Annotated in this window: 22 protein-coding genes and 1 pseudogene; 12 read left to right on the plus strand and 11 right to left on the minus strand. The window is 72.8% G+C overall.

The genetic code is table 11. The annotated features are described in order from the left end of the window. Positions 1-19 precede the first annotated feature (19 nt). The 6 genes from Athai_RS08455 to Athai_RS08480 all read left to right on the plus strand — a co-directional run bounded on the left by Athai_RS08455 (position 20) and on the right by Athai_RS08480 (position 8,606). Complete coding sequence (locus Athai_RS08455) at positions 20-1,750, plus strand: glycoside hydrolase family protein (protein WP_203960971.1); 1,731 nt, start codon at positions 20-22, stop codon at positions 1,748-1,750. Beyond that, positions 1,747-3,381: a glycoside hydrolase family protein gene (locus tag Athai_RS08460; RefSeq protein ID WP_203960972.1), complete on the plus strand. Its 1,635-nt coding sequence runs from the start codon at positions 1,747-1,749 to the stop codon at positions 3,379-3,381. Before Athai_RS08455 ends, Athai_RS08460 begins: the two co-directional genes overlap by 4 nt. Beyond that, on the plus strand, positions 3,378-4,652 hold the full coding sequence (locus Athai_RS08465; RefSeq protein ID WP_203960973.1) for an SGNH/GDSL hydrolase family protein: 1,275 nt from the start codon (positions 3,378-3,380) through the stop codon (positions 4,650-4,652). The genes Athai_RS08460 and Athai_RS08465 overlap by 4 nt, the downstream gene beginning before the upstream one ends. 100 nt (positions 4,653-4,752) lie before the next feature. Then, complete coding sequence (locus tag Athai_RS08470; protein WP_203960974.1) at positions 4,753-6,390, plus strand: glycoside hydrolase family protein; 1,638 nt, start codon at positions 4,753-4,755, stop codon at positions 6,388-6,390. After that, entirely contained in the window at positions 6,387-7,898 is a 1,512-nt protein-coding gene (locus tag Athai_RS08475) for a sulfatase family protein (protein WP_203960975.1), read from the plus strand. Before Athai_RS08470 ends, Athai_RS08475 begins: the two co-directional genes overlap by 4 nt. Before the next feature lie 78 nt (positions 7,899-7,976). Further along, on the plus strand, positions 7,977-8,606 hold the full coding sequence (locus tag Athai_RS08480) for a hypothetical protein (RefSeq protein ID WP_203960976.1): 630 nt from the start codon (positions 7,977-7,979) through the stop codon (positions 8,604-8,606). Positions 8,607-8,703: 97 nt separating this feature from the next. On the opposite strand, the gene Athai_RS08485 is transcribed toward Athai_RS08480, so the two are convergent. The 4 genes from Athai_RS08485 to Athai_RS08500 form a co-directional block, all read right to left on the minus strand. Next, positions 8,704-9,336, minus strand: a complete 633-nt coding sequence (locus Athai_RS08485) for a maleylpyruvate isomerase family mycothiol-dependent enzyme (protein WP_203960977.1) — start codon at positions 9,334-9,336, stop codon at positions 8,704-8,706. Between the two features lie 53 nt (positions 9,337-9,389). Beyond that, positions 9,390-10,355 carry an RNA polymerase subunit sigma-70 gene (locus Athai_RS08490; protein ID WP_203960978.1) on the minus strand — a complete coding sequence of 322 codons (966 nt, stop codon included), beginning with the start codon at positions 10,353-10,355 and terminating at the stop codon, positions 9,390-9,392. Positions 10,356-10,476: 121 nt separating this feature from the next. Then, positions 10,477-11,316, minus strand: coding sequence for an ABC transporter ATP-binding protein (locus Athai_RS08495; protein WP_203960979.1), 840 nt, complete (start codon positions 11,314-11,316; stop codon positions 10,477-10,479). Beyond that, positions 11,309-12,256: an ABC transporter permease gene (locus Athai_RS08500; RefSeq protein ID WP_203960980.1), complete on the minus strand. Its 948-nt coding sequence runs from the start codon at positions 12,254-12,256 to the stop codon at positions 11,309-11,311. Before Athai_RS08500 ends, Athai_RS08495 begins: the two co-directional genes overlap by 8 nt. A gap of 191 nt (positions 12,257-12,447) precedes the next feature. Between Athai_RS08500 and Athai_RS08505 the strand changes: the two genes are divergently transcribed. The 4 genes from Athai_RS08505 to Athai_RS08520 all read left to right on the plus strand — a co-directional run bounded on the left by Athai_RS08505 (position 12,448) and on the right by Athai_RS08520 (position 15,038). Then, entirely contained in the window at positions 12,448-13,086 is a 639-nt protein-coding gene (locus Athai_RS08505) for a TetR/AcrR family transcriptional regulator (protein ID WP_203960981.1), read from the plus strand. A 75-nt stretch (positions 13,087-13,161) separates the two neighbouring features. Further along, entirely contained in the window at positions 13,162-13,449 is a 288-nt protein-coding gene (locus Athai_RS08510; RefSeq protein WP_203960982.1) for a hypothetical protein, read from the plus strand. Between the two features lie 208 nt (positions 13,450-13,657). After that, positions 13,658-14,044, plus strand: coding sequence for a PNPOx family protein (locus tag Athai_RS08515; RefSeq protein ID WP_203960983.1), 387 nt, complete (start codon positions 13,658-13,660; stop codon positions 14,042-14,044). A 250-nt stretch (positions 14,045-14,294) separates the two neighbouring features. Continuing rightward, entirely contained in the window at positions 14,295-15,038 is a 744-nt protein-coding gene (locus Athai_RS08520) for a hypothetical protein (RefSeq protein WP_203960984.1), read from the plus strand. 38 nt (positions 15,039-15,076) lie between these two features. Here the strand turns inward: Athai_RS08520 and Athai_RS08525 are convergent, their stop codons facing one another. Next, positions 15,077-15,703 carry a TetR/AcrR family transcriptional regulator gene (locus tag Athai_RS08525; protein ID WP_203960985.1) on the minus strand — a complete coding sequence of 209 codons (627 nt, stop codon included), beginning with the start codon at positions 15,701-15,703 and terminating at the stop codon, positions 15,077-15,079. A gap of 105 nt (positions 15,704-15,808) precedes the next feature. On the opposite strand from Athai_RS08525, the gene Athai_RS08530 reads away from it, so the two are divergent. Continuing rightward, a complete protein-coding gene (locus tag Athai_RS08530) occupies positions 15,809-17,092 on the plus strand; it encodes an FAD-dependent oxidoreductase (protein WP_203960986.1) in 1,284 nt (427 codons plus the stop codon). A 30-nt stretch (positions 17,093-17,122) separates the two neighbouring features. Here Athai_RS08530 and Athai_RS08535 read toward each other — a convergent pair whose 3' ends face one another. The 6 genes and pseudogenes from Athai_RS08535 to Athai_RS08555 all read right to left on the minus strand — a co-directional run bounded on the left by Athai_RS08535 (position 17,123) and on the right by Athai_RS08555 (position 23,066). Continuing rightward, positions 17,123-18,322 (minus strand): hypothetical protein, encoded by a 1,200-nt coding sequence (locus tag Athai_RS08535; protein WP_203960987.1) that lies wholly within the window; start codon positions 18,320-18,322, stop codon positions 17,123-17,125. A gap of 15 nt (positions 18,323-18,337) precedes the next feature. Continuing rightward, entirely contained in the window at positions 18,338-19,093 is a 756-nt protein-coding gene (locus Athai_RS08540) for a creatininase family protein (protein WP_203960988.1), read from the minus strand. A gap of 72 nt (positions 19,094-19,165) precedes the next feature. Then, positions 19,166-19,813: an iron chelate uptake ABC transporter family permease subunit gene (locus Athai_RS34745; RefSeq protein ID WP_338028125.1), complete on the minus strand. Its 648-nt coding sequence runs from the start codon at positions 19,811-19,813 to the stop codon at positions 19,166-19,168. 53 nt (positions 19,814-19,866) lie between these two features. Beyond that, a pseudogene (locus tag Athai_RS08545) lies at positions 19,867-21,255 on the minus strand (iron chelate uptake ABC transporter family permease subunit); the annotation flags it as partial. Between the two features lie 3 nt (positions 21,256-21,258). Next, entirely contained in the window at positions 21,259-22,233 is a 975-nt protein-coding gene (locus Athai_RS08550) for an ABC transporter substrate-binding protein (RefSeq protein WP_203960989.1), read from the minus strand. Further along, on the minus strand, positions 22,230-23,066 hold the full coding sequence (locus Athai_RS08555; RefSeq protein WP_203960990.1) for an ABC transporter ATP-binding protein: 837 nt from the start codon (positions 23,064-23,066) through the stop codon (positions 22,230-22,232). The genes Athai_RS08550 and Athai_RS08555 overlap by 4 nt, the downstream gene beginning before the upstream one ends. Before the next feature lie 697 nt (positions 23,067-23,763). Here Athai_RS08555 and Athai_RS08560 point away from each other — a divergent pair. Then, positions 23,764-24,390 (plus strand): helix-turn-helix transcriptional regulator, encoded by a 627-nt coding sequence (locus tag Athai_RS08560; protein WP_239156813.1) that lies wholly within the window; start codon positions 23,764-23,766, stop codon positions 24,388-24,390. The last annotated feature ends 261 nt before the right edge of the window (positions 24,391-24,651 follow it).

Here is a 24,651-nt window from a genome sequence, read left to right on the forward strand (position 1 = left end):
CCCCAGTAGAGGAGTCACCATGCGCGTCCGCATCCCCCTGCACAGACTCGGCGCCGCGGTCGTCGTAGCGCTCACCGCGGTCACCGCGATCGGCGCACCAGCCGCCGCCGACGCCCGATCGTCGGAAACCCGGTACGCGGGCACCCCGTATGTGGGCACCCCGTATGTGGGCACCCGGTACGATCTCGGTCAGGCCACACCGCTGGCCGGGCCGCAGCCAGCGGTGGATCGCCTCGCCGGGCAGATCACCTCCTCGACCGACCGGATGCTGCACGACCTGGCCGCGCACCGGGCACGGCTGCCCTACAGCGCCGACGACTACGCCGTGACCACCGGCCGCCCGAAGCTCGTGACCTACCCGCGGCCGGACACCGAACCGGCCTCCACGCGGTACGCGACCACCGTGTCGCAGGCCGGCCGGTCGCACGACCCGATCACCTACACCCGCGCCGCCCGGCGGCCCAACAACCGGGAGAAGGACACCTCCTGGTCGTCGTTCTCCTTCCGCGGCCCGATCGTGGTGTCGGTACGGACACTGCACCGCACCGGCGCGACCGGCTGCCTGGTGCGCCCCGCCTCGGCCGGCGTGCGCACCCGGTACCACGACGGCACCTGCACGTTCGCGCTGCGCCGGCCGGCGAACCTGTCGGTGGAGTTCACCCCGCAGGACGGGCCGGTGGTGACGCACCCGATGCTGCTGTTCGCCAACCCGCTGGAACGCCAGGTGCCGTCGCCGGACGACAGGAACGTGCTCTACTTCGGACCCGGCGTGCACCGCATCGGGCCGAACGTCGCGCTGCACGACAACGAGACCGTCTACCTGGCCGGCGGCGCCTGGGTCGAGGGCACGTTCGTCGGTATCGACGTCAAGAACGTCGTGATCAAGGGGCGTGGCGTGCTCGACGGGCTGTTCCTGGACACCGGAAACCAGGCGGAGAACAAGAAGCAGCCGGGGTTCATCGACATCCGTTGCGACAACCAGGGCGACCCGGCCCGTACCTGCGCCACGAACCCGACGTCCAGCAACGTGCTGATCGACGGGCTGACCCTGATCGACGGCCCGCGGCTGAACGTGCGCGCGCTCAGCTCGTACACCACGGTGCGCAACGTGAAGATGATCGGTTGGTGGATCAACACCGACGGCATCGTCGCCGGGAACAAGAGCCTGGTCGAACACGACTTCGTCAAGGTGAACGAGGACTCGCTGAAGCTGTTCTGGGGCGACAGCGTGGTCCGGGACAACGTGGTGTGGCAGCTGGAGAACGGCGCGCCGTTCATGCTCAGCTGGAACATCGAGCAGGACTCGGCCAACTTCCACGTCTACGACGACGACGTGATCCACGTCGAGCAGTACAACGCACCGACCCAGGGCGTGTTCGACGCGCGGCACGCCGGTGCCGGCCACCTGCAGCGCTACCTGTTCGAACGCATCCACATCGAGGACGCCAGCTATCGGTTGTTCTACCTCAACGTCGAGCACAACCGCTGGTACGACCCCGCGCTCGGCTACGGTTCCTTCTCCGAACTGGTGTTCCGCGACGTCACGGCGCCGCCGGCCAGCGCGTTCACCCTGCCCAGCGTGCTGAACGGCATCGACGCCGAACACGGCTTCCGCAACGTCGACCTGGTCGACGTGCGGATGGGCGAGCGCTGCCTGACCACCGCGGCGGCGGCCAACCTGCGGCTCGATCCCGACGCCACCAGCCAGATCCGGGTGCTGGCCGGCCCGCACTGTGGAGGTGCCCGATGAAACGCACCCGCGTACTGACCGCCGCTGTCGCGCTCGCCCTCGTCGCGCTCGGCGCGGCACCGGCCAACGCGCACCCGGCGCACCGTTACCTGGGCACCGAGTACCACCAGGGCGGCGCGGTGACGCCGATCGACGGGCCGCTGCCCCAGGTCGACGCCACCGCGGACCGGATCACCCGCCGCACCGACGCGGTGGCCCGGGAGGTGGCCGCGCACCGGGCGCAGCTCGCGTCCGGCGACATCACCCCGCCGCGGCAGCGTCCGGCGCTGTGGACCTACCCGGCGCCGGCCGGCGTGGCCGCCTCCGACCGGTACCGGGTGAGCGTGACGCAGCGGCCGGGGCAGCCGCGGTCGTCGTTCGTGTACCAGGCGCTGGCCCGCAAGACGGACACCAACAAGGAGGTCGACACCTCCTGGACCTCGTTCTCCTTCACCGGCCCGATCGTGGTCGCGGTGACCGCGCTGCAACCGATCGCGGCGACCGGCTGCCTGGTACGCCCGGCTTCGGCCGAGGTCCGCGCCCACCTCGTCGGGCAGACCTGCGTGTTCGCGCTGACCTCGGCGGCGAACGTGAGCGTCGAGTTCACCCCGCAGGCCGGCGCCTACGTCACCCACCCGATGCTGGTGTTCGCCAACCCGCCGGAGGTCGACACGCCGCCGGCCGCCGGCGACGAGAACGTGCTGTACCTCGGGCCCGGCTTCCACCACCTCGGCAGCGGCGTCGAACTGCACGACGACGAGACGATCTATCTGGCCGGCGGCGCCTACGTCGAGGGCGCGTTCATCGCGCACGGCCCGGTGCACAACGTGACGATCAAGGGCCGCGGCATCCTCGACGGCGGCTTCCTGGACACCGGCAGCCAGGCCTCGAACAAGGGTCAGCCGGGCATGATCGACATCGCCGACCAGTCGTCCAGCAACGTGCTCGTCGACGGCATCACGCTGGTGAACGGGCCGCGGTTCAACGTGCGGGCGCTCGCCCGGTACACCACGATCCACAACGTCAAGGTGATGTCCTGGTGGTACTCGACCGACGGCATGGTCGGCGGGCACGACTCGGTGCTGGAGGACAACTTCGTCAAGGTGAACGACGACTCGATCAAGCTGTTCTGGGGCGACACGATCGCCCGGCACAACACCATCTGGCAGCTGGAGAACGGCGCCCCGTTCATGATCAGCTGGAACATCGAACGGGACGCCGCCGACTTCCACGTCTACGACGACGACGTGATCCACGCCGAGCACAACTCGATCCGGAAGTCCGGGATCTTCCGTGCCCTGCACGCCGGCGCCGCCACGATGAGCCGCTACCTGTTCGAGAACATCCGGGTCGCCGACGCGCACTACCGGCTGTTCGACCTCACCCTCGAGAACAACAAGTGGTACGACCCGGCGCTCGGGTACGGGCAGGTTCGCGACCTGATCTTCCGCAACGTCACCGCGGACGGCCCGTTCCGGATCGCCAGCCAGGTACACGGCATCGATCCGGAGCACACCGTGGCCGACGTGACGTTCCAGGACGTGACGATCGGCGGGCAACCGATCCGTTCCGCCACCGACGCGAACCTCGTGGTGGACCAGTCGAACTCGGACGCGATCCGGTTCGTCACGACCGCAGGTGGGCACCGATGAGGCGGCGGCGGATCGGCACCGTGGCCGTCGCCGTACTGGCGCTGGCGGTGCCGCTGTCCGCATACGCCGCCGTCCACCACGCGACCCACGACCGCGGGGACGCCGAGACGTCGAGTGCCGATCGGCGGGACGCCGCGAGCAGGGCACCGGTCTGGCAGGCGGCCTGGCGGGCCGCGCCGCAGCCGCCGGTCGCGAGCGGCCCGAGCCACGACGGGTTCGGCAACCGGACGGTACGGATGGTGGTCCGGCCCACGGTGCGCGGAACGGCGGTGCGGATCCGGCTGTCCAACCGGTACGGCACCGCCGGCCTGCGAATCGGCACGGTCGCCGTGGCCGAGCAGGACGCCGGCCCGATCGTCGTGCCGGGCAGCCAGCAGGTCGCCACCTTCGGCGGCGGCGACGCGGTCACCGTCGCGGCCGGCGGCGAGGCGGTCAGCGATCCGGTACCGGTGCCGGCGCGTGCCGGGCACAACCTGGTCGTCAGCGTCTACCTCGCCGCCGCCACCGGCCCGGCCACCTGGCACAACAAGGCGCAGATGACCAGCTACGTCTCCGGCGCCGGCAACTGGGCAACCGAGCCCGGCGGCTCGCCGTACCAGGCCATCACGCCGTCGTGGTTCTTCCTCGACGGCGTGGACGTGCTGGGCCCGCCGGTGCGTGGCACCGTGCTGGCGTTCGGCGACTCCATCACCGACGGCGCCTTCTCCACCCTCGACGCCGGGCACACCTACCCCGACTGGTTGGCGGACCGGCTGGCCGGCTACGCGGTGCTCAACGAGGGCATCGGTGGCAACCAGATCCTCGCCGACACGGCGGGCGGCGGTGAGTCCGCGCTGCACCGGTTCGGCCGTGACGTGCTCGACCAGCCCGGCGTCACCGCCGTCGTGTTCCTGGCGGGCGTCAACGACATCGGCGCCGGCGCCACCGCGCCGCAACTCGTCGCCGGGATGACACGGCTCGTCGCGCAGGCACACGAACGCTGCCTGCGGGTGGTCGGCGGCACGATCACCCCGTTCGGGGGCTCGGTGTACGACACGCCGGCCCACGAGCAGACCCGGCAGGCGGTCAACCGGTGGATCCGGACCGGCGGGGCCTTCGACGCGGTGGCCGACTTCGACCGCGTGTTGCGCGACCCGGCGGACCCGCTGACCATCGAACCGCGCTACCACACCGTCGGTGACCTGCACCCCAACGACCTCGGCTACCGGGTCATGGCGGACGCGGTGAGCCGGTCGGACCTGTCCCCGCTGTCGGGGTGTCGGCATGGCTGAACCGCGCGCACCGCGACCGGGACGACGCCGGAACCGCGCCGCCATCAGGCGATACCAACGTGTCACCAGCCGACCCGCGTTCCGTCATGGAGGAGTGGCCATGCACACCAGGATCCGTCTTCGCAGACTCTGCGCCGCGGCCGCCGTCGTGGTCACCGCGACGGCCGCGGCGATCGCCGGCGCGACGCCGGCCAACGCGAACGGCGCGCCGTACGTGGGCAACCAGTACGACTACGGCGGGGTGCGCACACCGATCGACGGCGACATCTCGACCGTCGACTCGATCGCCGACAGCATCACCGGCTCCACCGACGCGACGCTCGCCGACGTCGCGAACCACCGCGCGAGCCTGCCGTACGGCGACATCACGCCGGGCACCGGGCCGGCGCTCAGCCTGTACCCGGGGCCGTCCGGGATCCCGGCCTCCGACCAGTACTCCGTGACGGTCGACGACCAGCCGTCGTTCGTGTACGAGTCGCTCGCCGCCAAGCACGACACGAACCGGGAGGCGGACACCTCCTGGACGACCTTCTCGTTCACCGGTTCGGTGACCGTACGGGTGACCGCGCTCGCGGGCAGCGGGCTGACCGGCTGCCTGGTCCGGCCGTACTCGGCGGCGATCAGCACCTCGTTCGCCGGCGACACCTGCACCTTCACCATGAGCCAGCCGCGCAACGTGTCGGTGGAGTTCCAGCCGAACATCCACAACCCGATCCAGCACCCGATGCTGGTGTTCGCCAACCCCGCGGAGAACGACGTCCCACCCGCCACCGGCGACCCGAACGTGCTGTACTTCGGACCCGGCGTGCACCAGATCGGGTCCGGGAACGTGCTGCACTCCAACGAGACGATCTACCTGGCCGGCGGCGCCTGGGTGCAGGGCGCGTTCATCGCGAACGGCCCGGTCGACAACGTGACCATCAAGGGTCGCGGCGTGCTCGACGGGTCGTTCATGGACACCGGCAACCAGGACTCGAACAAGAACCAGCCCGGCATGATCGACATCGCCGACCAGTCCTCGCAGAACCTGCTGATCGAGGGCATCACGCTGGTCAACGCGCCGCGGTTCAACGTGCGTGCGCTGGCGCAGTACACCACCATCGAGAACGTCAAGACGATGTCCTGGTGGTACAGCACCGACGGGATGGTCGCCGGCAACAAGGCGCTGGTGGAGAACAACTTCGTCAAGTCCAACGACGACTCGATCAAGCTGTTCTGGGGCGACGAGGTGGTGCGCGGCAACACCGTGTGGCAGCTGGAGAACGGCGCCCCGTTCATGATCAGCTGGAACCTGGAGAACGACCCGAGCAACTTCCACGTGTACGACGACGACGTGATCCACGCCGAGCACTACCAGATCGAGAAGTCGGCGGTGTTCCGCGCGCTGCACGCCGGGGCGGGCACCCCGAACCGGTACCTGTTCGAGAACATCCGGGTCGAGAACGCCACCTGGCGGCTGTTCTACCTCACCGTGGAGAACAACAAGTGGTACGACCCGGCCCTCGGCTACGGTGAGCTCGACCAGCTGATCTTCCGGAACATCCACGCGTACACCAACTACACCCATCCCAACGTGGTGCAGGGCATCGACGGCACGCACAAGGTCCGTGACGTCAACTTCGTCAACGTGTTCACCGACAACAGGTGCATCGGCGACGCGGAGGACTTCACCATCGATCCCGCCACCACCAACGCGATCCGCATCGTCAAGAGCGCCGACGGGAGCTGCTGGACATGAGCGACACCACCACCGACCGGCCCAACGTCGTCGTCGTGCTGGCCGACGACATGGGCTGGGGCGACCTCGGCTGCTACGGCTCGGGGATACCCACCCCGAACATCGACCGGCTCGCCGCCGAAGGGGTGCGCGCCACCAACTGCCACTCCGCGTCCGCGGTGTGCACGCCCAGCCGGTACGCGCTGATGACCGGCCGGTACGCCTGGCGCGGCCCGCTGAAGAACTTCGTGCTGATGGGGCACGGCCCGGCGCTGATCGAGCCGGACCGCACCACGCTGGCCAGCATGCTGCACGACCGCGGCTACGCCACCGGTGCGTTCGGCAAGTGGCACCTCGGCCTCGGCTGGCGGCACACCGACGGCACGGTACGCGACGCGTTCGCGCCCGGGGCGGCGCTGCACGACGACGTGGACACCGACTTCGGCCGGGACATCGACTACACCGCACCGGTCACGGGCGGGCCTACCGCGCTGGGCTTCGACCGGTTCTTCGGCATCGCCGGCTCTCTCGACATGCCGCCGTACGCGTTCCTCGACCAGGACCGCACCGTCGGGGTGCCGGACCGGGAGAAGCAGCGCTACCTCACCGAGCAGCGGCCCGGGCTGCAGGTCGAGGCGTTCGACGAGAGCGAGTGCGACGTCCGGTTCACCCGCGAGGCGGTCGCCTTCGTCGAGGCGGCCACCGGCCCGTTCCTGTGCTACCTGGCGCCGTCGGCGCCGCACCGGCCGAACGTACCGCCGGCCTTCGTCCGTGGCCGCTCCGGCCTCGGCGATCGGGCCGACGGCGTCTGCCTGGTCGACTGGGCGGTCGGCGAGCTGCGCGCCGCGATCGAGGCCAAGGGACAGCTGGACGACACGCTGTTCATCGTCACCAGCGACAACGGCGCCGTCACCCACTTCACCGACGACGGGGACCTCCGGCTGCACCGGCCCAACGGCGACTGGCGCGGCCAGAAGGGCGACCTGTGGGACGGCGGCCACCGGGAACCGTTCGTGGCCCGGTGGCCCGGCCACTTCCCGGCCGGCACCAGCACCGACGCGCCGATCTGCCTGACCGACATCCTGCCGACCGCGGCGGCGGCGACCGGTGCGGCCGTTCCGGTCGACGACGGCCGGGACGTTCTGCCGATCCTCACCGGCGCCGAGGCCGGCGACGCCGAGCGGCCGATCGTGCACCACAGCCTCGGCGGCCGGTTCGCGCTGCGGGCCGGACGCTGGAAGGCGATCTTCTCCGCCGGCTCCGGCGGCGGCTTCTCCGAGCCGTCGATCGACAACCTCTTCGCCACCGGCAGCGGTAAGCCGCACGCCGCCCCGCCGTGGGACGCGCAGCACCCGGCCGGCCAGCTGTACGACATGGTGACCGATCCGGCCGAGACCACCAACCGGTGGGACGACGAGCCGGAACTGGTGGCGCGGCTCTACGACATGCTGCGCGGCATCTGCGTGGATGCCAGCAGCGGGCTGGCGTTCGACGTCGCGCTGCCGGCGCCGGCGGAGTCCACCAGCTGACCGGCGCACACCCGCGGGGGAGCCGGTTCCCGCCACCGGGGGAGCCCCGCCCGCGGTGGCGGCGGCACCGTGAGGTGCATGAGTACGCCGGAGACGACCACCGTCACCCGTCACCTGCCGACCCGTGCCGACCCCCGCCGGCGGCTGCGCCGGGTCAGCCTGGCCGCCGGCGGGTGGGCGCTGTGGTATGCGGCGTACCGCGGCTACTACGCCCTGGGCGGCCACGCCTTCCTGCCCGGCACCATCGAGCCCGCCGCGCAGACCACGTTCCAGCTGTTGAACGCGGCCGGCGCGATCGTCATCGCGACCGCCGCGGCAGTACCCGTCGCGGCCCTCCCGCTGTGGCGGCGGCGCCGGGCCCGGCCGGTACTGCTCGCGGTGTGCTGGGCCGGTGCGGTGGCCGGCTGCATGCACGCGCTGGTCGACATCGCCGAACGCATCCTCAGCCTCGCCGGCGCGATCCGGGTGCCCTACCCGCCGATGTGGGCGGAGATCGACCGCCGCGCCGCCGACCTGCAGGACCTGCTGTTCAACGAGCCGTGGTTCCTCGCCCAGGGGCTGCTGTTCGCCGCGGTGGCGTGGCTCGCGCTGGGACCGGGTCCGGGGCGCCGCCGCTGGATCGGGACCGCGCTGGCGGCCGTCGGGATGCTGCTGGCGCTCGGCCTGCTCACCGTGGGCGGCGTCGTCGGACGCGCCATCGTGTTCTGAGCGCGCCTGCCCCCGGCGAGCCGGGGGCAGGCGTCACGAATCGCCGGCTCCCGGTCCAGCGGTGGCTGCGGGTCCGCCGTGCCGTTCCGGCGGCGGATCAGCTCGGCAGCGGTCGGCGGCCGGTGATGCCGAGCAGGATCTCCTTGACCGGGGCCGGCACCGGGGTGCCGTCGCCGACCGTGACGTCGGCGTCGGTGCCGGCCAGGCTGATGCCGCTCAGGTCGGTACCGAAGTAGGCCAGGTTCTTGGTGCCGACGTGTTCCAGCACCCGCGCGATCCGCTCGGTCGGTACGGCGGGGAGGCCCAGCGCCTCGGTGATGTCCAGGCCGTGGATCACCTCGTGGCTCAGTGCGCCGGCCGGCCCGTCGCCCGGCGGCTGCCACGGGTGCCGCACGTTGTCCCGGTACAGCGCGAGCAGCTCGGCGTCGCCGAGCCGTTCGGTGGTCTCGCGCGCCTCGGCGTCGGCGTACCGGTCGAAGTCGAAGCCGTACGCGGACAGCGCGGCCTGGAACTCGTCCGCGCTGGCCATCCGGTACGGCATGGTCACGTGCGCGACCACCTCGCGCACCCGCCAGCCGGCGCACAGCGACGGCGCCGCCCACTGCTGCGGGCTCAACCCGGCCAGCAGCGCGGCCAGCCGTTCCCGCTCCGCGAACGTCTCGGCCTGCAGCATGCTCGCCTCGGCCGGCAGGGTGTTCTCCCCGGTCGGCTGGGTGTCCTTCTCGGTCATCTCGCTCCTCCTGATCGGCAGTACGCCTCTGGTACGTGCCGGGAGGGCGAAACTCATCGGCGCGCGGGCAGAAACTCCGGCAGGCCGTACTCGCCGAAGCGCGGGCCGGTGCCGAGGAAGGTGATCTGGTGCACCACCAGACCGTCCCGCACCTCGAGGGCGACGATCGCGAACGGCCGCAACGTCCCGTCCTCGGCCGGCCGGTACTGGCCGTAGCCGATCGTCCCGTTCGTGTGTACTGGCAGCAGCCGGTCGGCGGCGCACGCGTCGGAACCGCCGAAGGCCCGCAGCACCGCGTCGCGGCCGGACAGCCACCACGCGAACGGCGGCATCGAGCTGACCGTGTCCCGGTGCAGCAGTTCCCGCAGCCCCGCCACGTCGTGCGCCTCGAACGCGGCGACGTAGCGGGCCAGCAGGTCCCGTACCGCGGGGTCGGCCGGCTCGGCCACCGCGCCCGGCGCCGGCCGGCGTTCGGCGAGGGTGGCCCGGGCCCGCTGCAGCGCGCTGTTGACCGCCGGTACCGACAGCTCCAGCGCCGTGGCGGTCTCGGCCGCGGTGAACCCGAACACGTCGCGCAGCAGCAGGGCGGCCCGCTGCCGTGGCGGCAGGTGCTGCAGCGCGGCGAGGAAGGCCAGCCGGACGCTCTCCCGCTGGACGGCCAGCTCCGCCGGGTCGGCGGCGTGCACGGTGCGGCTGTCCGGCATCGGTTCCAGCCAGGCGTCGGCCGGCAGCGGGGCGCCCAGCTCACCGTCCACGGTGGCCGGCACCGGCGCCAGCAGCTCCCGCCGCCGGGCGGCGCGCAGCAGGTCCAGGCAGACGTTGGTCGCGATGGCGTGCACCCAGGTGCGCAGCGACGCCCGGGCCGGATCGAACCGGTCGAGCCGGCGGTGGGCGCGGATCACCGTCTCCTGAACCGCGTCCTCGGTGTCCGCCGCCGAACCGAGCATCCGGTAGCAGTAGCCGGTCAGCGGCCCACGCAGCGCCTCGATGTCCTCGACTCCCGGTGTCGCCTGCCGCACCCGGACATGGTCGCACGACGTCCGGGTGCGGAGCGGCCAGCGGCGCCGGCGGGGTGATCGGCGGCGCCGGGCGGGTTGTCAGCGGCGCCGGGCGGGTTGTCAGCGGCGCCGGGCGGGGTGGTCAGCGGCGCCGGGTCCGGGAGAACTCCTCGTAGGCCGACATGACCTCCTCGGTCGGGCCGTCCATCCGCAGCACCCCGGCCTCCAGCCAGAGGGTGCGCTCGCACATGTCGCGGATCGTCCGGTTCTGGTGGCTGACCACGAACACGGTGCCGGCCTGACCGCGCAGTTCCCGGACCCGTTCCTCGCTGCGCTTCTGGAACGCCGCGTCGCCGGTGGCCAGCGCCTCGTCGATGAGCAGTACGTCGTGGCTCTTCGCCGCGGCGATGGAGAAGCGCAGCCGGGCCGCCATGCCGGAGGAGTAGGTACGCATCGGCAGCGAGATGAAGTCGCCCCGCTCGTTGATGCCGGAGAAGTCGACGATCTGCTGGTAGTGCTGTTTCACCTGCGCCGGGTTCATCCCCATGGCGAGGCAGCCGAGTACCACGTTGCGCTCGCCGGTCAGGTCGTTCATCAGCGCGGCGTTGACGCCGAGCAGGGACGGCTGGCCGTTGGTGTACACCGTGCCGCTGCGCGGCGGCAGCAGACCGGCGATGGCGCGCAGCAGGGTCGACTTGCCGGAGCCGTTGCTGCCGACGATGCCGATCGCCTCGCCCTTGTGCGCGACGAAGGTGACGCCCTTGACCGCGTGCACCTCGCGCATCGACGGCGAGTTCTGCCGGCGCAGGATCCGGCTCAACGCCGCCGTCGGCGAGTTCCGGCCGCCGCTCGCGCCGTAGACCCGGTAGACGATGTGCACGTCGTCGACGATGACGGTGGGTTCCCGGTCGGCCGGCGCTACCCGGTCGTCGAGGGTCTCCGCCTGCTCGTCGAAGAAGCTGGGTACCGGTTGGTCAGCCACGGCCGTACTCCTCCTCGGCGTGCCAGAAGAACACGAACCCGCCGAGCCCGATCACCAGCGCCCACCCGGCCGCCTTGAGCCACAGGTGGCCCGGCAGGGTGTTCGCCGGTACCGAGGTCATCAGCGAGTGCCGCATCAGGCTGATGAACACGTACGACGGGTTCCAGTTGAGGGCGGTCACCACGAGGTGCGGCGCGTGTCGGGCCACCACGCTGGTGTTGTAGAAGACGCCGGAGAGGTACATCCAGACCCGCATCACGAACGGCACCAGCTGGGCGAGGTCCGTGGTCTTCGCGGCGAGCCGGGCGACGATCATCACCAGCCCGGCGTTGAAGATCGTCTGCAGCAGGATCGACGGCACGATCAGCAGCCAGTGCCAGGTCAGCGGCTCGCCGGTGACCAGCACGATGCCGCTGAGCACCACCATCGACAGGACCAGCTGCTGCAACTGCGAGATGGTCGCGGCGACCGGCAGGCTGGCGCGCGGGAAGTGCAGCGCCCGGATCAGCGTCAGGTTGCTCGGGATCGACCGGGTGCCGGCCTGCACCGCCTGCTGGGTGAAGTTGAAGATGAACACTCCGACGCACAGGTACGCGATGTAGTTGTCGATGCCCCGGTGGGTGCCCAGCAGCACGCCGAAGATCAGGAAGTACACCGCCGCGTTGATCAGCGGCGTCACCACCTGCCAGACCTGGCCGAGCCGCGCCGTGGTGTACTGCGCGGCCAGCTTGGAGCTGGCGAACGTCCGGATGAAGTGCCGGCGCCCCCACACCTTCCGGGCGTACTCGACCAGGCCCGGTCGCGCGCCGCTGACCGCCAGCCCGTACCGCCGGGCGAGTTCCCCGAGATCCGCGGTACCGGCGCCGCCGGTCCCGCCGCCCCGTGCCGCGCCCGGTGAGCCGGGCGGCTCGGTCGCGGTCGCCTGAACTCCGTCACCCATCCGTGCTCCTCGCTCGGTTGCCGCCGCCGGGCGGTCGGTGCTCGTCGCGGCCCGGCCGAACCGGCCGTCGACCTGGACGTACGGTGCGCCGACCGTTCACGCCGGGACGATACCGTATCGTCGTATCGACCCACGGTAGGCCGGTCGGGCGAGCGAACGCAACAGGTTCGTCCCGGCGTTAGACTGCGCGGATGCGTTCGGCAAGCGACGAGTCCGAGGAGTCTCCATCTCGGGCAAAACGCACGCCAGCCGGCGCCGCGGTGCTGCGCGAGGACGTGACCGAGGCGATCCGCGCCGCCGTCTTCGCCGAACTCGCCGAGGGCGGGTACGGCCGGATGTCGATCGAACGGGTCGCCCGCCGGGCCGGGGTCGGCAAGACCGCCGTCTACCGCCGCTGGGGCTCGAAGCTCGAAATGGTCATCGACATGGTGTCCGCCGTCGCGGTGGACATCACCGAACTACCGGACACCGGCAGCCTGCACGGCGACATCGAGACGGTGCTCATGATCGCCGCCCACGCGCTGCGCCACCCGCTCGCCGCGCACATCGTGCCCGACCTGCTCGCCGAGGCGGCGCGGAACCCGGCCATCGCGACGATCCTGCACGAGGCGCTCAGCGACAACCAGCGTGGCATCGGCACCCTGCTCATCGAGCGGGCGCGGCGGCGCGGTGAACTGACCAGCCCGGTCGACCCCGACTTCTTCGTCGACCTCATCGTCGGCCCGCTGTACTGGCGGCTCGCCGTGGCCCGGGCGCCCCTGACGGCCAACTACCTCGGCCAACTGGCCGCCGCCGCCACCACCGCCGTCACCGCCGCGCCCTCGACCTGAGGCCGTTGTCGCGCCGCGTCGTATCGGCTACCTGGCCGATAGTGGCCGCCCCGGTTCGTCCCTAGTGTTCTGCTGGTGACGCAGCACAGTGCGATCGCCGATTTCGCCGCACTCGGCGGGACCCTGGAGATAGCCGTCGGTGCGCAGCCCGCGGATCCGCGGGTCGCCGTGCTGACCGCCGAAACCAAGCATGCGGTACTCATGCTGCATCCGGATGCGGCCAGCCGGGACGCGGAGGCGCTGATCGGGGCGGCGACGTTCCGGCTGTTGTGGTTCCGGGCGGTCGGGCCGGACCGGGACGGGTGGCAGCGGGTCGGCGCCCGGCGACGTTGGCGACTGACCATCCGGGTACCCCGCGCGTGACGCCGGCGCCGGTCGGATGCGGTGCCCGGCCGACGATCCGCGCGCCTTGCCGGCGCCGCCGCCGCGGGGCCGGCGGCAGGGCGTGCCCGCCGGCCGCGGTCGTACGGTTCGCGCCGTCCCGGGACCCGGCGCAGAATGATGCCGAGCCGGGTCGGTGCCGGACGGTCCCGTCCACGGGGTGCCGGAGACCGAGAGAGAGGTACGGGCGATGACGCGAGCCCGCCGGGCGTGGTTCTGGTTGCTCAAGAACACCCTCAACCGTGGCACCACGCGCCTGGCCCGTGCCGGCCGCGGCCCGTTCTCGCTGGTGCGGCACGTCGGCCGCAGCTCCGGCCGGCGGTACGAGACGCCGCTGATCGTCGCCCGGGTACCGGAGGGTTTCGTCGCCGAGCTGACCTACGGCGAGAACGTCAACTGGTACCGCAACGTGGTGGCCGCCGGCGGCGGTGAGCTGGTCGTCGGCGGTGTGCCGCACCCGATCGTCGGGGTCGAGCGGTACCCGGCCGAGCGCGGCCGGCGCGCGTTCGGCTTCCCGGCCCGGCTCGTGCTCACCCTGACCCGGCGCGCCGAGTACCGGCTGCTCCGCACCCGCTGAACGCCGGCACCGCAGGACGGCGTCCGCGAAGGTCCGCGGCGGAGCAGGTCGGTAGCCGGCTCGCGCCGCACCCGTGACGGCATGGTCGGGCGGGGGGTGTTCGGATCCGCGGCGCGGTGGTGCCCGGGCGAACCGGCGGCAGGCCGGGCGGGGGTGTTCGGATCCGCGGCGCGATGGTGCGCGGGCGAACCGGCGGCAGGCCGTTCCCGTGCTGTTACGGTCGAACGATCCAGCGGGCCGGAGGGTGCCGATGCTCACCGTGATCGACGATCGCAGCGGTGCGGCGATGCCCGTGGGGGAGCAGCCGAGCCGGCTGGTCCGGCTCTCCGTGGTCCCGCCGTCCGGCGGCGACGCGGTCCGCTGGCAGGCGGTGCGCGTGCTGCTGGTGGCGGATCTGGCCCGGCGGGTGCTGGAGGGCCTGCACGGCAGGCAGGTGCGCACCACGCTGGTCGGGTCGGCGGAGGCGCTGGCTCCGGCGGGGGATCGGCTGCGCGCGCTGTGGATCGTGCCGCCGGACGAGGTCCGGGCCGCGCCGGCGGGCGCGGAGCTGGTGGTCGCCGCCGCGGACCCGCGGCAGCCGGGCGGCATCGATTTGCGGGGTGGCGTGATCGGTGCCGGTCGCCCGGTCCTCGCCGTGGCGCCGGTCGCCGACCTCGACGTGGACGGGGCCGACCCGACCGCGGTACGGCTGGCGCTGCTGAGCCGGCCGCGGCGGGAGACGGTGGCCGAGGTGCGGCTCGCCGCCGCGGACCGGCGGCTGGCCCGGTGGCGTGCCGAGGTGGCGCTCGCCGCCCGGCAGCCGTCGGCGCCGATCCCGGCACCGGTGCTGGCGCGCATCCGGGACGCCTGCGACGACGACCTGGATGCCGTCACCCTGCTGCGCGCGCTCGACGACCTCGACGGGGCCGTACCGGCCGGCGCCCGGCTGGAGACCCTGCTGTACGTCGATCGCATCCTCGCCCTCGACCTGGCGCGCGGGTTGACCGCCGGCTGACGCGCGGGCCGTCCCGCTGCCGCACGGCCGCGCCGCGTTCACGCCGGGAGGCGCTCGGCGCCGGCGGCCGGGGCGGCGGTGGCGGCGGGCAGCACGACGCGATCGACGATGTCCTCGACGAGGGCGTGGGCCGGCGGGCTGCCGTACAGCAGCAGGTGCTGGAACATCAGCGCCGGCCCGGTGCGGGCCAGTACCGGCGTCGCCGCCTGCGGGCGCACCTCGCCGCGGGCCGCGGCGCGGAGCAGGATGTCCAGCACGGTCTGCAGCCGCGGTTCGAGGACCTGATCGCGCAGCAGGGTGCGTAGCGCGCTGTCGGCCGGGCCCCGCAGTTCCGCGGCCAGCGCCTGCACGGCGAGGGTGCCGAGCCGGTCGACCAGCTGATGCATCTGCGCGAAGCAGGCGAGCAGGTCGTCCCGTACGTTGCCGGTGTCGGGCACGGCCGGCAGCGGCGGCAGCGCGTGCGCGAGTGCGTCGGCGACCAGGTCTGCCTTGCGGTCCCACCTGCGGTACAGCGATGCCCGGCTCAGCCGGGCCCGTCGTGCCACCCGGTCGAAGGCGAGCTGGGCGTAGCCGACGTCGGCGAGCTCCTCCAGCACCGCGGCATGGATCGCCCGTTCCAACGCCGGGCCCCGGCGTCGGCCCGCTCGCTCGCTCGCCGAAGTCATCCCTTCTCCTTCTCCCAATCAGATACAGACTGTATCTTAACCAAGGGACATGACTGTAAGAACCCTGGTCTTCTGAGAAACACACCGTTCTTCGTGGGGTGCAGGATGAGCAACCGAACCCAACCGGCAGCTGCCGACGTGGTCGTCGTGGGCGCCGGGCCGGCCGGCCTGACCGCCGCGATCCGACTGGCCGAACTCGGGCTCGTGCCGGTGCTGCTGGACGCGGCCGGCGAGCCCACGCGAACCTCCAACGCGAGCCTGGTGCACGCCTCGACGCTGGAGATTCTCGCCGAACTCGGGATGGCCGACGAGTTGGTGGCGGCGGGCCGGAGGATCCACCGGCTCGTTCTCGCCGACTGGGGCCGTCGGGTCACCGCGATCGATCTCACGACCGTGCGCAGCGGTTACCCGTTCGCGCTGAGCGTCCCGCAGAGCAGCACCGAACGGCTCCTGCTGGCCCGGTTGCGCCAGCTCGGCGGATCGGTGCGGCGCCGGCACCGGGTCGAGACGGTCGAGGTCGACCGCGCGGGCCAGGTGCTGCGCGGTCACGCCGGGGAGCAGCCGTTCGCGCTGCGCGCGCGGTATGTCATCGGCGCCGACGGCGCGCACAGCACCGTGCGCGCCAGCGTCGGGCAGGAGTTCCCGGGCCGCACCTACCCGATGCAGTTCGTGCTGGCCGACGTACCGCTGCGGCAGGCGCCGACCGCCGCCGACGAGGCAGCCGTGGTGCTGTCCGCCGACGGCGTCACGGTGCTCGGGCTGCTTCCCGGCGGCAACCACCGGATCGTCGCCACCGTCGAACCGGCAGCAGCGGTGCCCGAGCGCCCCGACCGGTCCTACCTGGATCAGCTGCTGGCCCGCCGCGAGACCGGGGCCCGGCTGGCGGCCGAGCCGTCCTGGTCCTCCCGGTTCCGGGTGCATCACCGGGTCGCCGACCGGTTCCGGATCGGCGACACGTTCCTGGTGGGTGACGCCGCGCACGTGCACAGCCCGGCCGCCGGGCAGGGCATGAACACCGGCATCGCCGACGCCTACGATCTCGCCACCCGGCTGGCCGCGGTGCTGGCCGGGACCGCCGACCCCGACACCCTGGACGACTACCAGCGGCACCGACGCGCCGCCGCGCTGGAGGTGCTGCGGTTCACCGATCGCATGACGCGGATGGCGCTGGCGGCCAGCCCGTTCACCCGGCGGCTGCGCCGGGTGGCGCTGGGGGCGCTGCCCCGCATTCCCCGGGTGAACAGCACCGTCACCGGCTGGATCACCGGCCTCGACCGCAGCCCGCTGCGCCACCACCTGCCGCCCGTGCCGGCCTCGGCCGGCGAGGCACCGGCCACCGCGGCACCGAACACGGCGTCGCCGCCACCCGGCACGGTACGCCGGCGTTGAGGCCGGCGAGGCCGGCGATCGGGCCCGGCGTCAGGGGGTGGGCACGCCCTCGGGTCTGGGGAGCGCCACGCCGGTGTCGGCGACGGTCGCCACCGGGGTGTAGCCGCGGTCCAGGGTCGGGGTGTCGACGCGGGTGCCGGCGTGCAGCGAGTGCATGGCGGCGTCCAGCATCCCGGTCGTCAGCAGCGTGCGCCGGACCGGGTAGGGCGCCACGCCGGTGGTCACCAGCGTCTCGATCTGGCGGACCAGGAAGATGAAGTGGTCGTGCGGGGCACCCGGCAGCCAGATCTGGCAGGCCAACCGGTGCTCCGGCCCGCGGCAGGCGGTACCGAAGTTGCGCAGCACGTCGTTGCAGAGCACCACCGCGGCGCGCAGCCCGTCCCGGTACTCGATCAGGAAGACGTCCCGGACGCTGGCCCGGGCCCGCGCCGCCTGGTCGGCGGTCAGCTCGAACGTGCCGAGCGCGGCGTCGAACAGCGCCGCGTCGACGATCCGGGTCTCGAGCGCGTCCCGCGCCGCCCGGCCGGTCAGCGCCCGTACCGTCGCGACGCCGGTCTCGCCACCGGCGCGCCGTTCGGCGTGCACCTGCAACGCCTCCAGGTTGTGGAACCCGTACCGCTCCGTCGGTCCCCAGCCGACGACCACCGCGGCGTCCATCCGCTCGCCCAGCGGCCACTGCGCCCCCGTCGGGACCCGCCAGGACAGCGGGATCGTCGAACCGGCGAGCAGTGGGACGCCCAGCCGCTCCGCGTCGTCCACCATGGACAGTGCATCGGGGTACGACCAGGCGAGGCCCTTGTCGTTGAAGACCGGGACGGTGCGGCCGGCGCCCAGCATGGTGGCCACCGCGGCGTCGAAGAGCCGCCGCCGCGGGTAGATCGTCTGGCCGTACTCGTTGAGCTCGTAGTCGCCGTGCTCGCCGACGATCACCACCCCGTCGACGTGCACCCCCGGCCGCCCGACGCCGAGCGCCTCGGCCACGGTCGGGAACCGCGGTACGCCGTTGCGGTCGGTGATCTCGACGCCGATGTCCGGCTGCGCCCACACCTCGGAGCGCGAACCGAGCTGCTCCAGGTACACCGAGGCGACCTCGACCCGGGCCGGCCGGTGCGCGCCCTGCCACTCGTACCCCTCGACCAGCCGGGTGGCGATCACGTCGGCGTGCGAGCCGGGGAACCAGGTGGTCACGAGCACCGCGACCCGCGGTCGCTGCTGGGTCGGCTCGGTCATGGCAGGCGCCTCACTTCACGGCACGGAGTGGTGGAACTCGGTGAGGAACGCGGTCACGCTGGCCGCGACCAGCGCCAGGGCGCGCTCACCGGCCTCGGCGCTGGCGTGCCGCGAGTCGTCGGTGCGGCCGTCGCTCGCCGCCCAGACACCGGCCCGGCGGATCGTCGCGCCGGGGATGTCGCTGTACGCCAACGGTTGCAGGTCGGGCTCCGGCGCCGGCGCCAGCTCCCGGCGGACCAGGTCGGGCCGCAGCGCGAGCATGCAGGAGGTCTCGAACCCGCCGGCATGGCCGGGCACCGGGCCGACGCCGAGCTCGGTGCCGGCCAGCACCTCGGCGGCGCAGGTCCAGTACGAGGTGCCGGCGACGTGCACGTCCAGCTCGCGCTCGAACACGATCCGGTCGCCGACCGAGCGGACCGCGCCGTCGTTGCCGCCGTGCCCGTTGAGGAACACGATGCGCCGGAAGCCGTCGACCGCAAGACTCCTGCCGATGTCGGTGAGAGCGTCGAGGTAGCCGGCCAGCGCGAGGCTCACGGTGCCGCCGAACGGCAGGTGATGGTGCGCGAACCCGTACGGCAGGGTGGGCGTGACCACGACCGGCACCTCGGCGGCCTCGGCGGCGCGGTGCGCGAGCGCCGTCACGATGGTGGTGTCGGTGCACACCGGCAGGTGCGGCCCGTGCTGCTCGGTGGAACCGACCGGGACGAGCGCCGTCGACGACGGCGCCAACTCCCGCAGCCGGTCCCTGGTCTGCTCCTCGAACCGGTACACGACACCCCTCCGCGGCGACTGCCCGTACGCTACCGCGCCGACCACCGCCGGCGGGCCGGCATCGCCGGGAGTTCAGCGGGTGGCACGCGGGGCGCGCACCAGCAGCCAGAGGAAGTACGGGGTGCCGAGCAGCGCGGTGAACACGCCGGCACCGAGCTGGGCGGGTGCGATCACGGTCCGGCCGAGCAGGTCGCCCACGCCGACCAGGATCGCACCGGTCAGCATCGCCACCGGTACCACCCGGGCGTGCCGGCGGCCGGTGAGCGCCCGCGCCGCGTGCGGCGCCACCAGTCCGACGAAACCGATCGTGCCGACCGCGGCGACGGCCGTCGCCATCAGCAGTACCGACAGCGCGAGGAACACCAGCCGGCTGCGGCCCAACGAGACACCGAGCAGCCGCGGGGTGTCCTCGTCGAGCGAGACCAGGTCCAGCTCGCGCCGGCGCAGCACGACGAACGCGATCGCGGCGACCAGCGCCACCGCCACGGGTACCGCGTCGGCGAAGGTGCGCCCGTACGTGGAGCCGGACAGCCAGGTGAGCGCCTTGGCCTGGTTGAACGGGTCGGTGAGCACGATGACCAGGCTGATGCCGGCGGTGAGCCCGGTCGACACCCCGACACCGACCAGTACCAGCCGGTTCTGCCGGAAGCCGCCGCGGGCGGCGAGCCCGAACACCAGCGTGGCGGCGAGCGCCGCCCCGGCGAACGCCGCGCCGGCCACCCCCAGGAACCGATCACCGGTACCGCGGTGACCGCCAGCACCGCGCCGAGGCCGGCGGCGCTGGACACCCCGAGGAGGCCGGGATCGGCGAGCGGGTTGCGGGTGACCGCCTGCACGACGGTACCGGCGAGCGCGAGCGCGGCGCCGGCCAGCACCGCGGCGGCGACCCGTGGTGCCCGGGTGTCCAGGATGAACGACACGACTCGACCGGCCCGGCCGGTTGCCCAGTTCAGCACGTCACCGGACAGCAGCTTGGCGTCGCCGAGCAGCAGCGCGGCGACCAGCGTGGCGCACAGCGCGGCGACCAGCACGATCAGCACCGTCGCCGTCCGGCGGCGCCCGGCGAGCCGCCCGGCCGGCAACTGGGCGGCCTGCCCGGTGTCGGTCGACCGGATCGCCAGCGCGACCAGGAACGCCGCACCGACCACGCTGGTGACCACGCCGGTCGGGATGGCGACCGCGTCCTGCCCGGACACCGCGGCGCGCAGCAGCACGTCGGAACCGAGCACCACCGCGGTACCGGTCAGGCCGGCGACGCCGAGGAACGCCCAGCTGCGGTGCAGCAGCGGGAACCGGCGGGCCAGCGGCCGGGCCAGCGCCGGCGCGCACAGCCCGACGAACCCGATCGGGCCGGCGAGCGTCACCGCGGCGGCGCTGAGCAGTACCGCGAGTGCCACGGTGAGCGTGCGGGTGGGCGCCACCCGCACGCCCAGCGACCGGGCGGTGTCGTCTCCGAGCGCGAGCACGTCGAGCCGGCGGGACACCAGCAGGAACCCGGCGGTACCGACGACGATCACCGGCAGCAGCCCGGTGACGCCGGCGAAACCGTTCTGGCCGATGCTGCCCTGGCCCCAGGCGTACAGGCCGTTGGTCGATTCCGGGAACAGCAGCAGCAGCGCCTGGGTCACGGCACCCAGGCCGAGGGTGAGCGCGCTGCCGGCCAGGACGAGCCGCACCGTGCCGCCGCCCGGCCCGGACAGCGCCAGGACGGCGCCGGCCGCGACCAGACCGCCGGCGAAGGCGACACCGGACTGGGCGAGCAGCGGTACCGCGGTGCCGGTGACGGCGACGAGCCCGAGCGCCAGGTAGGCGCCGGCGTTGACGGCGAGCGTGTCGGGCGCGGCGAGCACGTTGCGGCTCACCGACTGCATCGCGCCGCCGGCCACCCCGAGCGCGACTCCGACCAGCACACCCGCCGCGGTACGGGGCAGCCGTGAGGCCGCGACCACCGAGGTGTCGGTGGCGCCGGCGTGCCCGGCGAGCGCCGCCCACACGTCCCGGAGCCCCACCGCCGCGCTGCCCTGGGTGAGGTCCACGGCGGCGAGGGCCGCGATCGCGGCGACGCCGAGGACCAGCAGCCCGGCTCCGAGCGCGGTCCGCCGGCGGTGCGGCGCCGGCCGCTGGACCGCGGGCAGCTCGGTCGCCGGTGCGGTGTTCGCCATCGCTTACTTCGTCAGCGCCGAGACGACCGCGTCCGCGTAGGCGGCCATCGAGTCGGGACCGCCGAACATCCAGATCCCGTCCGGCAGCCGGTGCGTGTCGCCCGACTGCACGAACGGCAGCGAGGTCCACACCCGGTTGTCGCGCAGCGCCGTGGTGAACGGGGTGGTCGAGTCGGCGTCGTTCTCGATGTACAGGAACGTCGTGTCGGCCGGCAGCGCGGTCAGCCCCTCGACATCGGTGGAGCCCAGCCCGTAGGCCTTGTCGCCCCGGACGCTCCAGGCGTTCGCCAGGCCCAGTTGGGTGTTGACGGTGCCCAGTGCCGAGCCCGCCGTGTACGGCCGCAGGGTCACCTTGTCGGCGGTCACGTACCCGTCGGCGAACGCGACGTGCTGCCCGGCCAGTCCGGCCCGCGCGAGCTTCTTCCTGGCCGCGGCGAGGGTGGACTCGAACCGCTGCCACACCGAGGTGGCGGTACCGGTCCTGCCGGTCGCCCGCGCGATCAGGTCCAGGTTCTGCTTCAGCACGCCGAGCTGGTCGGACGCCTTCGCCGACTCGATCACCAGGGTGGGTGCGATCCGGCGGAACTGGGTGACCGCGGACGCGGGCAGGTCGGTGGTGGTCACGATCAGGTCGGGCGCCAGCGCCGCGATCTTGTCGGTGGAGGGCTCGTTCCGCTTGCCGATGTCGGTCGGTGACCCCTTCAGCGGTACTGCGCTGTCCCAGTCGCGGTAGCCCTTGACGTCGGCCACCCCGGCGGGCGTGATGCCGAGCGAGACGAGGTCCTCGACCGCGTTCCACTCGGTACCGACGACCTTGGCGGCGGGTGCGTCGAGGTGCACCGTCGTGCCGGTGGCGTCGGTGAGCGTGACGGCACCGGCGCTCGACGCCTGGCGGGTGACGGGTTCGGTGGTACCGCAGGCGGTGAGGGGGAGCGCGGCCACTGCCAGGATGGCGCCCGCGGCGAGGAGTCGTTTCATGAGGTGCTGCGCAGCCTTTCGGGTCGGGTGTGGTGCCGGCCGACCGCGCGGGTTCGCGGCCGGCCGGTGGCCGGGTCGGTGTCGACGTCGATCCGGATCCCGTACACGGCGGTGAGCCGGTCGGCGGTCAGGACGGCCTCGGGGGTGCCGTCGGCGAGCACGTCGCCGGCGGAGAGCAGGGTGACGCGGTCGGCGACCGCGGCGGCCTGGTCGAGGTCGTGCAGGACGACCCCAACCGCGATGCCGCGATCGTCGGCCAGGTCGCGGACCAGGTCGAGCAGCTCCACCTGGTAGCGCAGGTCCAGGTAGGTGGTGGGTTCGTCGAGCAGCAGCACGCCGGTCTGCTGGGCCAGGCAGCTGGCCAGCCAGACCCGCTGCCGCTGTCCGCCGGACAGCTGGTCGACCGGCCGGTCCGCGAGCGGGGTGAGCCCGGTGAGCTCGATGGCGTGCGCGATCTCGTCGGCGCCGCCCGGGTCGCCGCCGCCGAACCGGCCGCGATGCGGGTACCGGCCGAACTCGACGACGTCGCGGACCCGAAGCCCACCCGGGGTGGGTCGGTCCTGGCCGAGCAGCGCCACCCGGCGCGCGAACGCCTTCGCGGTGAGGGCGAGGCAGTCGACGTCCGTGCCGCCGTCGGCGCTCTCGCGCAGCCTGACGTCACCCAGGCGGGCTCGGTGCAGCCGGGCGATCGCGCGCAGCAGGGTCGACTTGCCGCTGCCGTTGGGCCCGACGAGCGCGGTGACCTCGCCCGGGCGCAGCGTGAGGGAGGCGCCGTGGACGACGTCGTCGCCACCGTAGGCGACCGTCAGCTTGCGGGCATCGATGCTCGTCACGCCGACTGAGGTTAGCCTACCCTGACTTGATGGTCGCCGGGGGTGGGCACCGGCCTGCCGAGGGTGCCGGGGGTGTCACGCCGGTGCCCGGTCGGGACGCCGTGCCGGCGGTCCCGCTGCCGGTGTCTCGGATGGCGGCGATTGTTCATTGCCGGTTCGACGGAGCGCCGCGTTCTGCGGGACCCTGGCGGGACCTTGGTCCCTTGATTTCCCGGCCTTTGCCGAGTTCGCGTTACAGGTATTTTCGGAATCAATCAACCGGCCATTCCGAGCGGCCGGCCGGCCGGGCCGATACCGACGGGTCCGTAGCCTTTCGGGAAACTTCGGTACGGTGCGCCCCCGCCGCCCGCCGCGCCGGCCCGGTTGACGGCTTTTGGCGGTTATTCTGACGACAGTCGGTGAGGCCAGCACTACGTTCCCGTACGAACGGGTCGCCGCGAGACGGTGTGGATCATGGTTCGGTGGCAACCGTAGTCGGGCCGACCGAACCGAACCCCGCCGACCACAGTTTTCCCCCAGCGGCATCGAAGACGTTGACCGTCGTCGATTTACCTGAATAGGGTCCGGTTTGTTTCCACACGATGTCGATGGCTCTCGGCCGCAATTCCGGGCGCACCGTCGTGTCGGGTCCTGGGGGAATACGGAGGCAATGATGTCGGTGGTGCCGGTCGCGCCGGTGGCGACCCAACGAGCCGCAGTGAGCCCGGTGGACAGCAGTCCGCTGTGGCGCTCGCTGTTCGATCGTTCCGGGATCGGGCTCGCGGTGCTGGACAGCCGGCTGTACGTCGTCGACTCGAACGCGGTCTTCGCCGGCTGGTACGGCACCGGGGTCGAGCGCAGCTTCTGCGAGCTCTTGCACCCGAGCATCCGGCACCACCTCGGCCGCCAGCTGGCCCGCCTGGTCCGCGGCCAGACCCGCGCGCTGGAACGGGTCGCGGCCCGCTGGGCGGACGAGGACAGCGGCGCCGGCGGCGAGCTGACCGGCGTGGCCGTCGACCGCGAACCCGGCCAACCCCGATCGGTGGCGGTGCTGATCTCGCCCGGCCCGGGCGGGTCCAGTGGCCGGCACCTGATCGGCTCGACCAAGTTGCTGACCGATCTCGACGCCCGCATCCTGGAAGGCGTCGCGATGGGTATGACCACGATCCAGCTCGCCGCGAAGCTCTACCTCAGCCGGCAGGGGGTCGAGTACCACATCGGGACGATGCTGCGGAAGTTCAACGTGCCCAACCGTGCCTCGCTCGCCTCCAAGGCGTTCTCGGCGGGGATCTTCCGGATCGGCTGCTGGCCGCCGCAGGTCGTGCGCGACTACGTCGTGCGCTGACACCTGCTGGCCGGCGCTCATCCGCCGTCGGCGTCACCTGTCGCCGCAGCGTGACGCGTGGCGCTGCGGACCCGTCGCCGCAGTGCGATGATGCGGCGCTGCGGACCCGTCGCCGCACCGCGATGTTGCGGCGCCCCGGCTCCCGAGGCGGCCGGCCGGGCTCCCCCCGCGCCGGCCGGCCCCTCGGGGTGTGCGCGCCGCCGTCTCGTTATTTCACCGTGACTTTGCGCCGTACCGTACCGCCGGGTCACCGGCCGGCGA

Source organism: Actinocatenispora thailandica, from assembly GCF_016865425.1.
Lineage (GTDB): Bacteria > Actinomycetota > Actinomycetes > Mycobacteriales > Micromonosporaceae > Actinocatenispora > Actinocatenispora thailandica.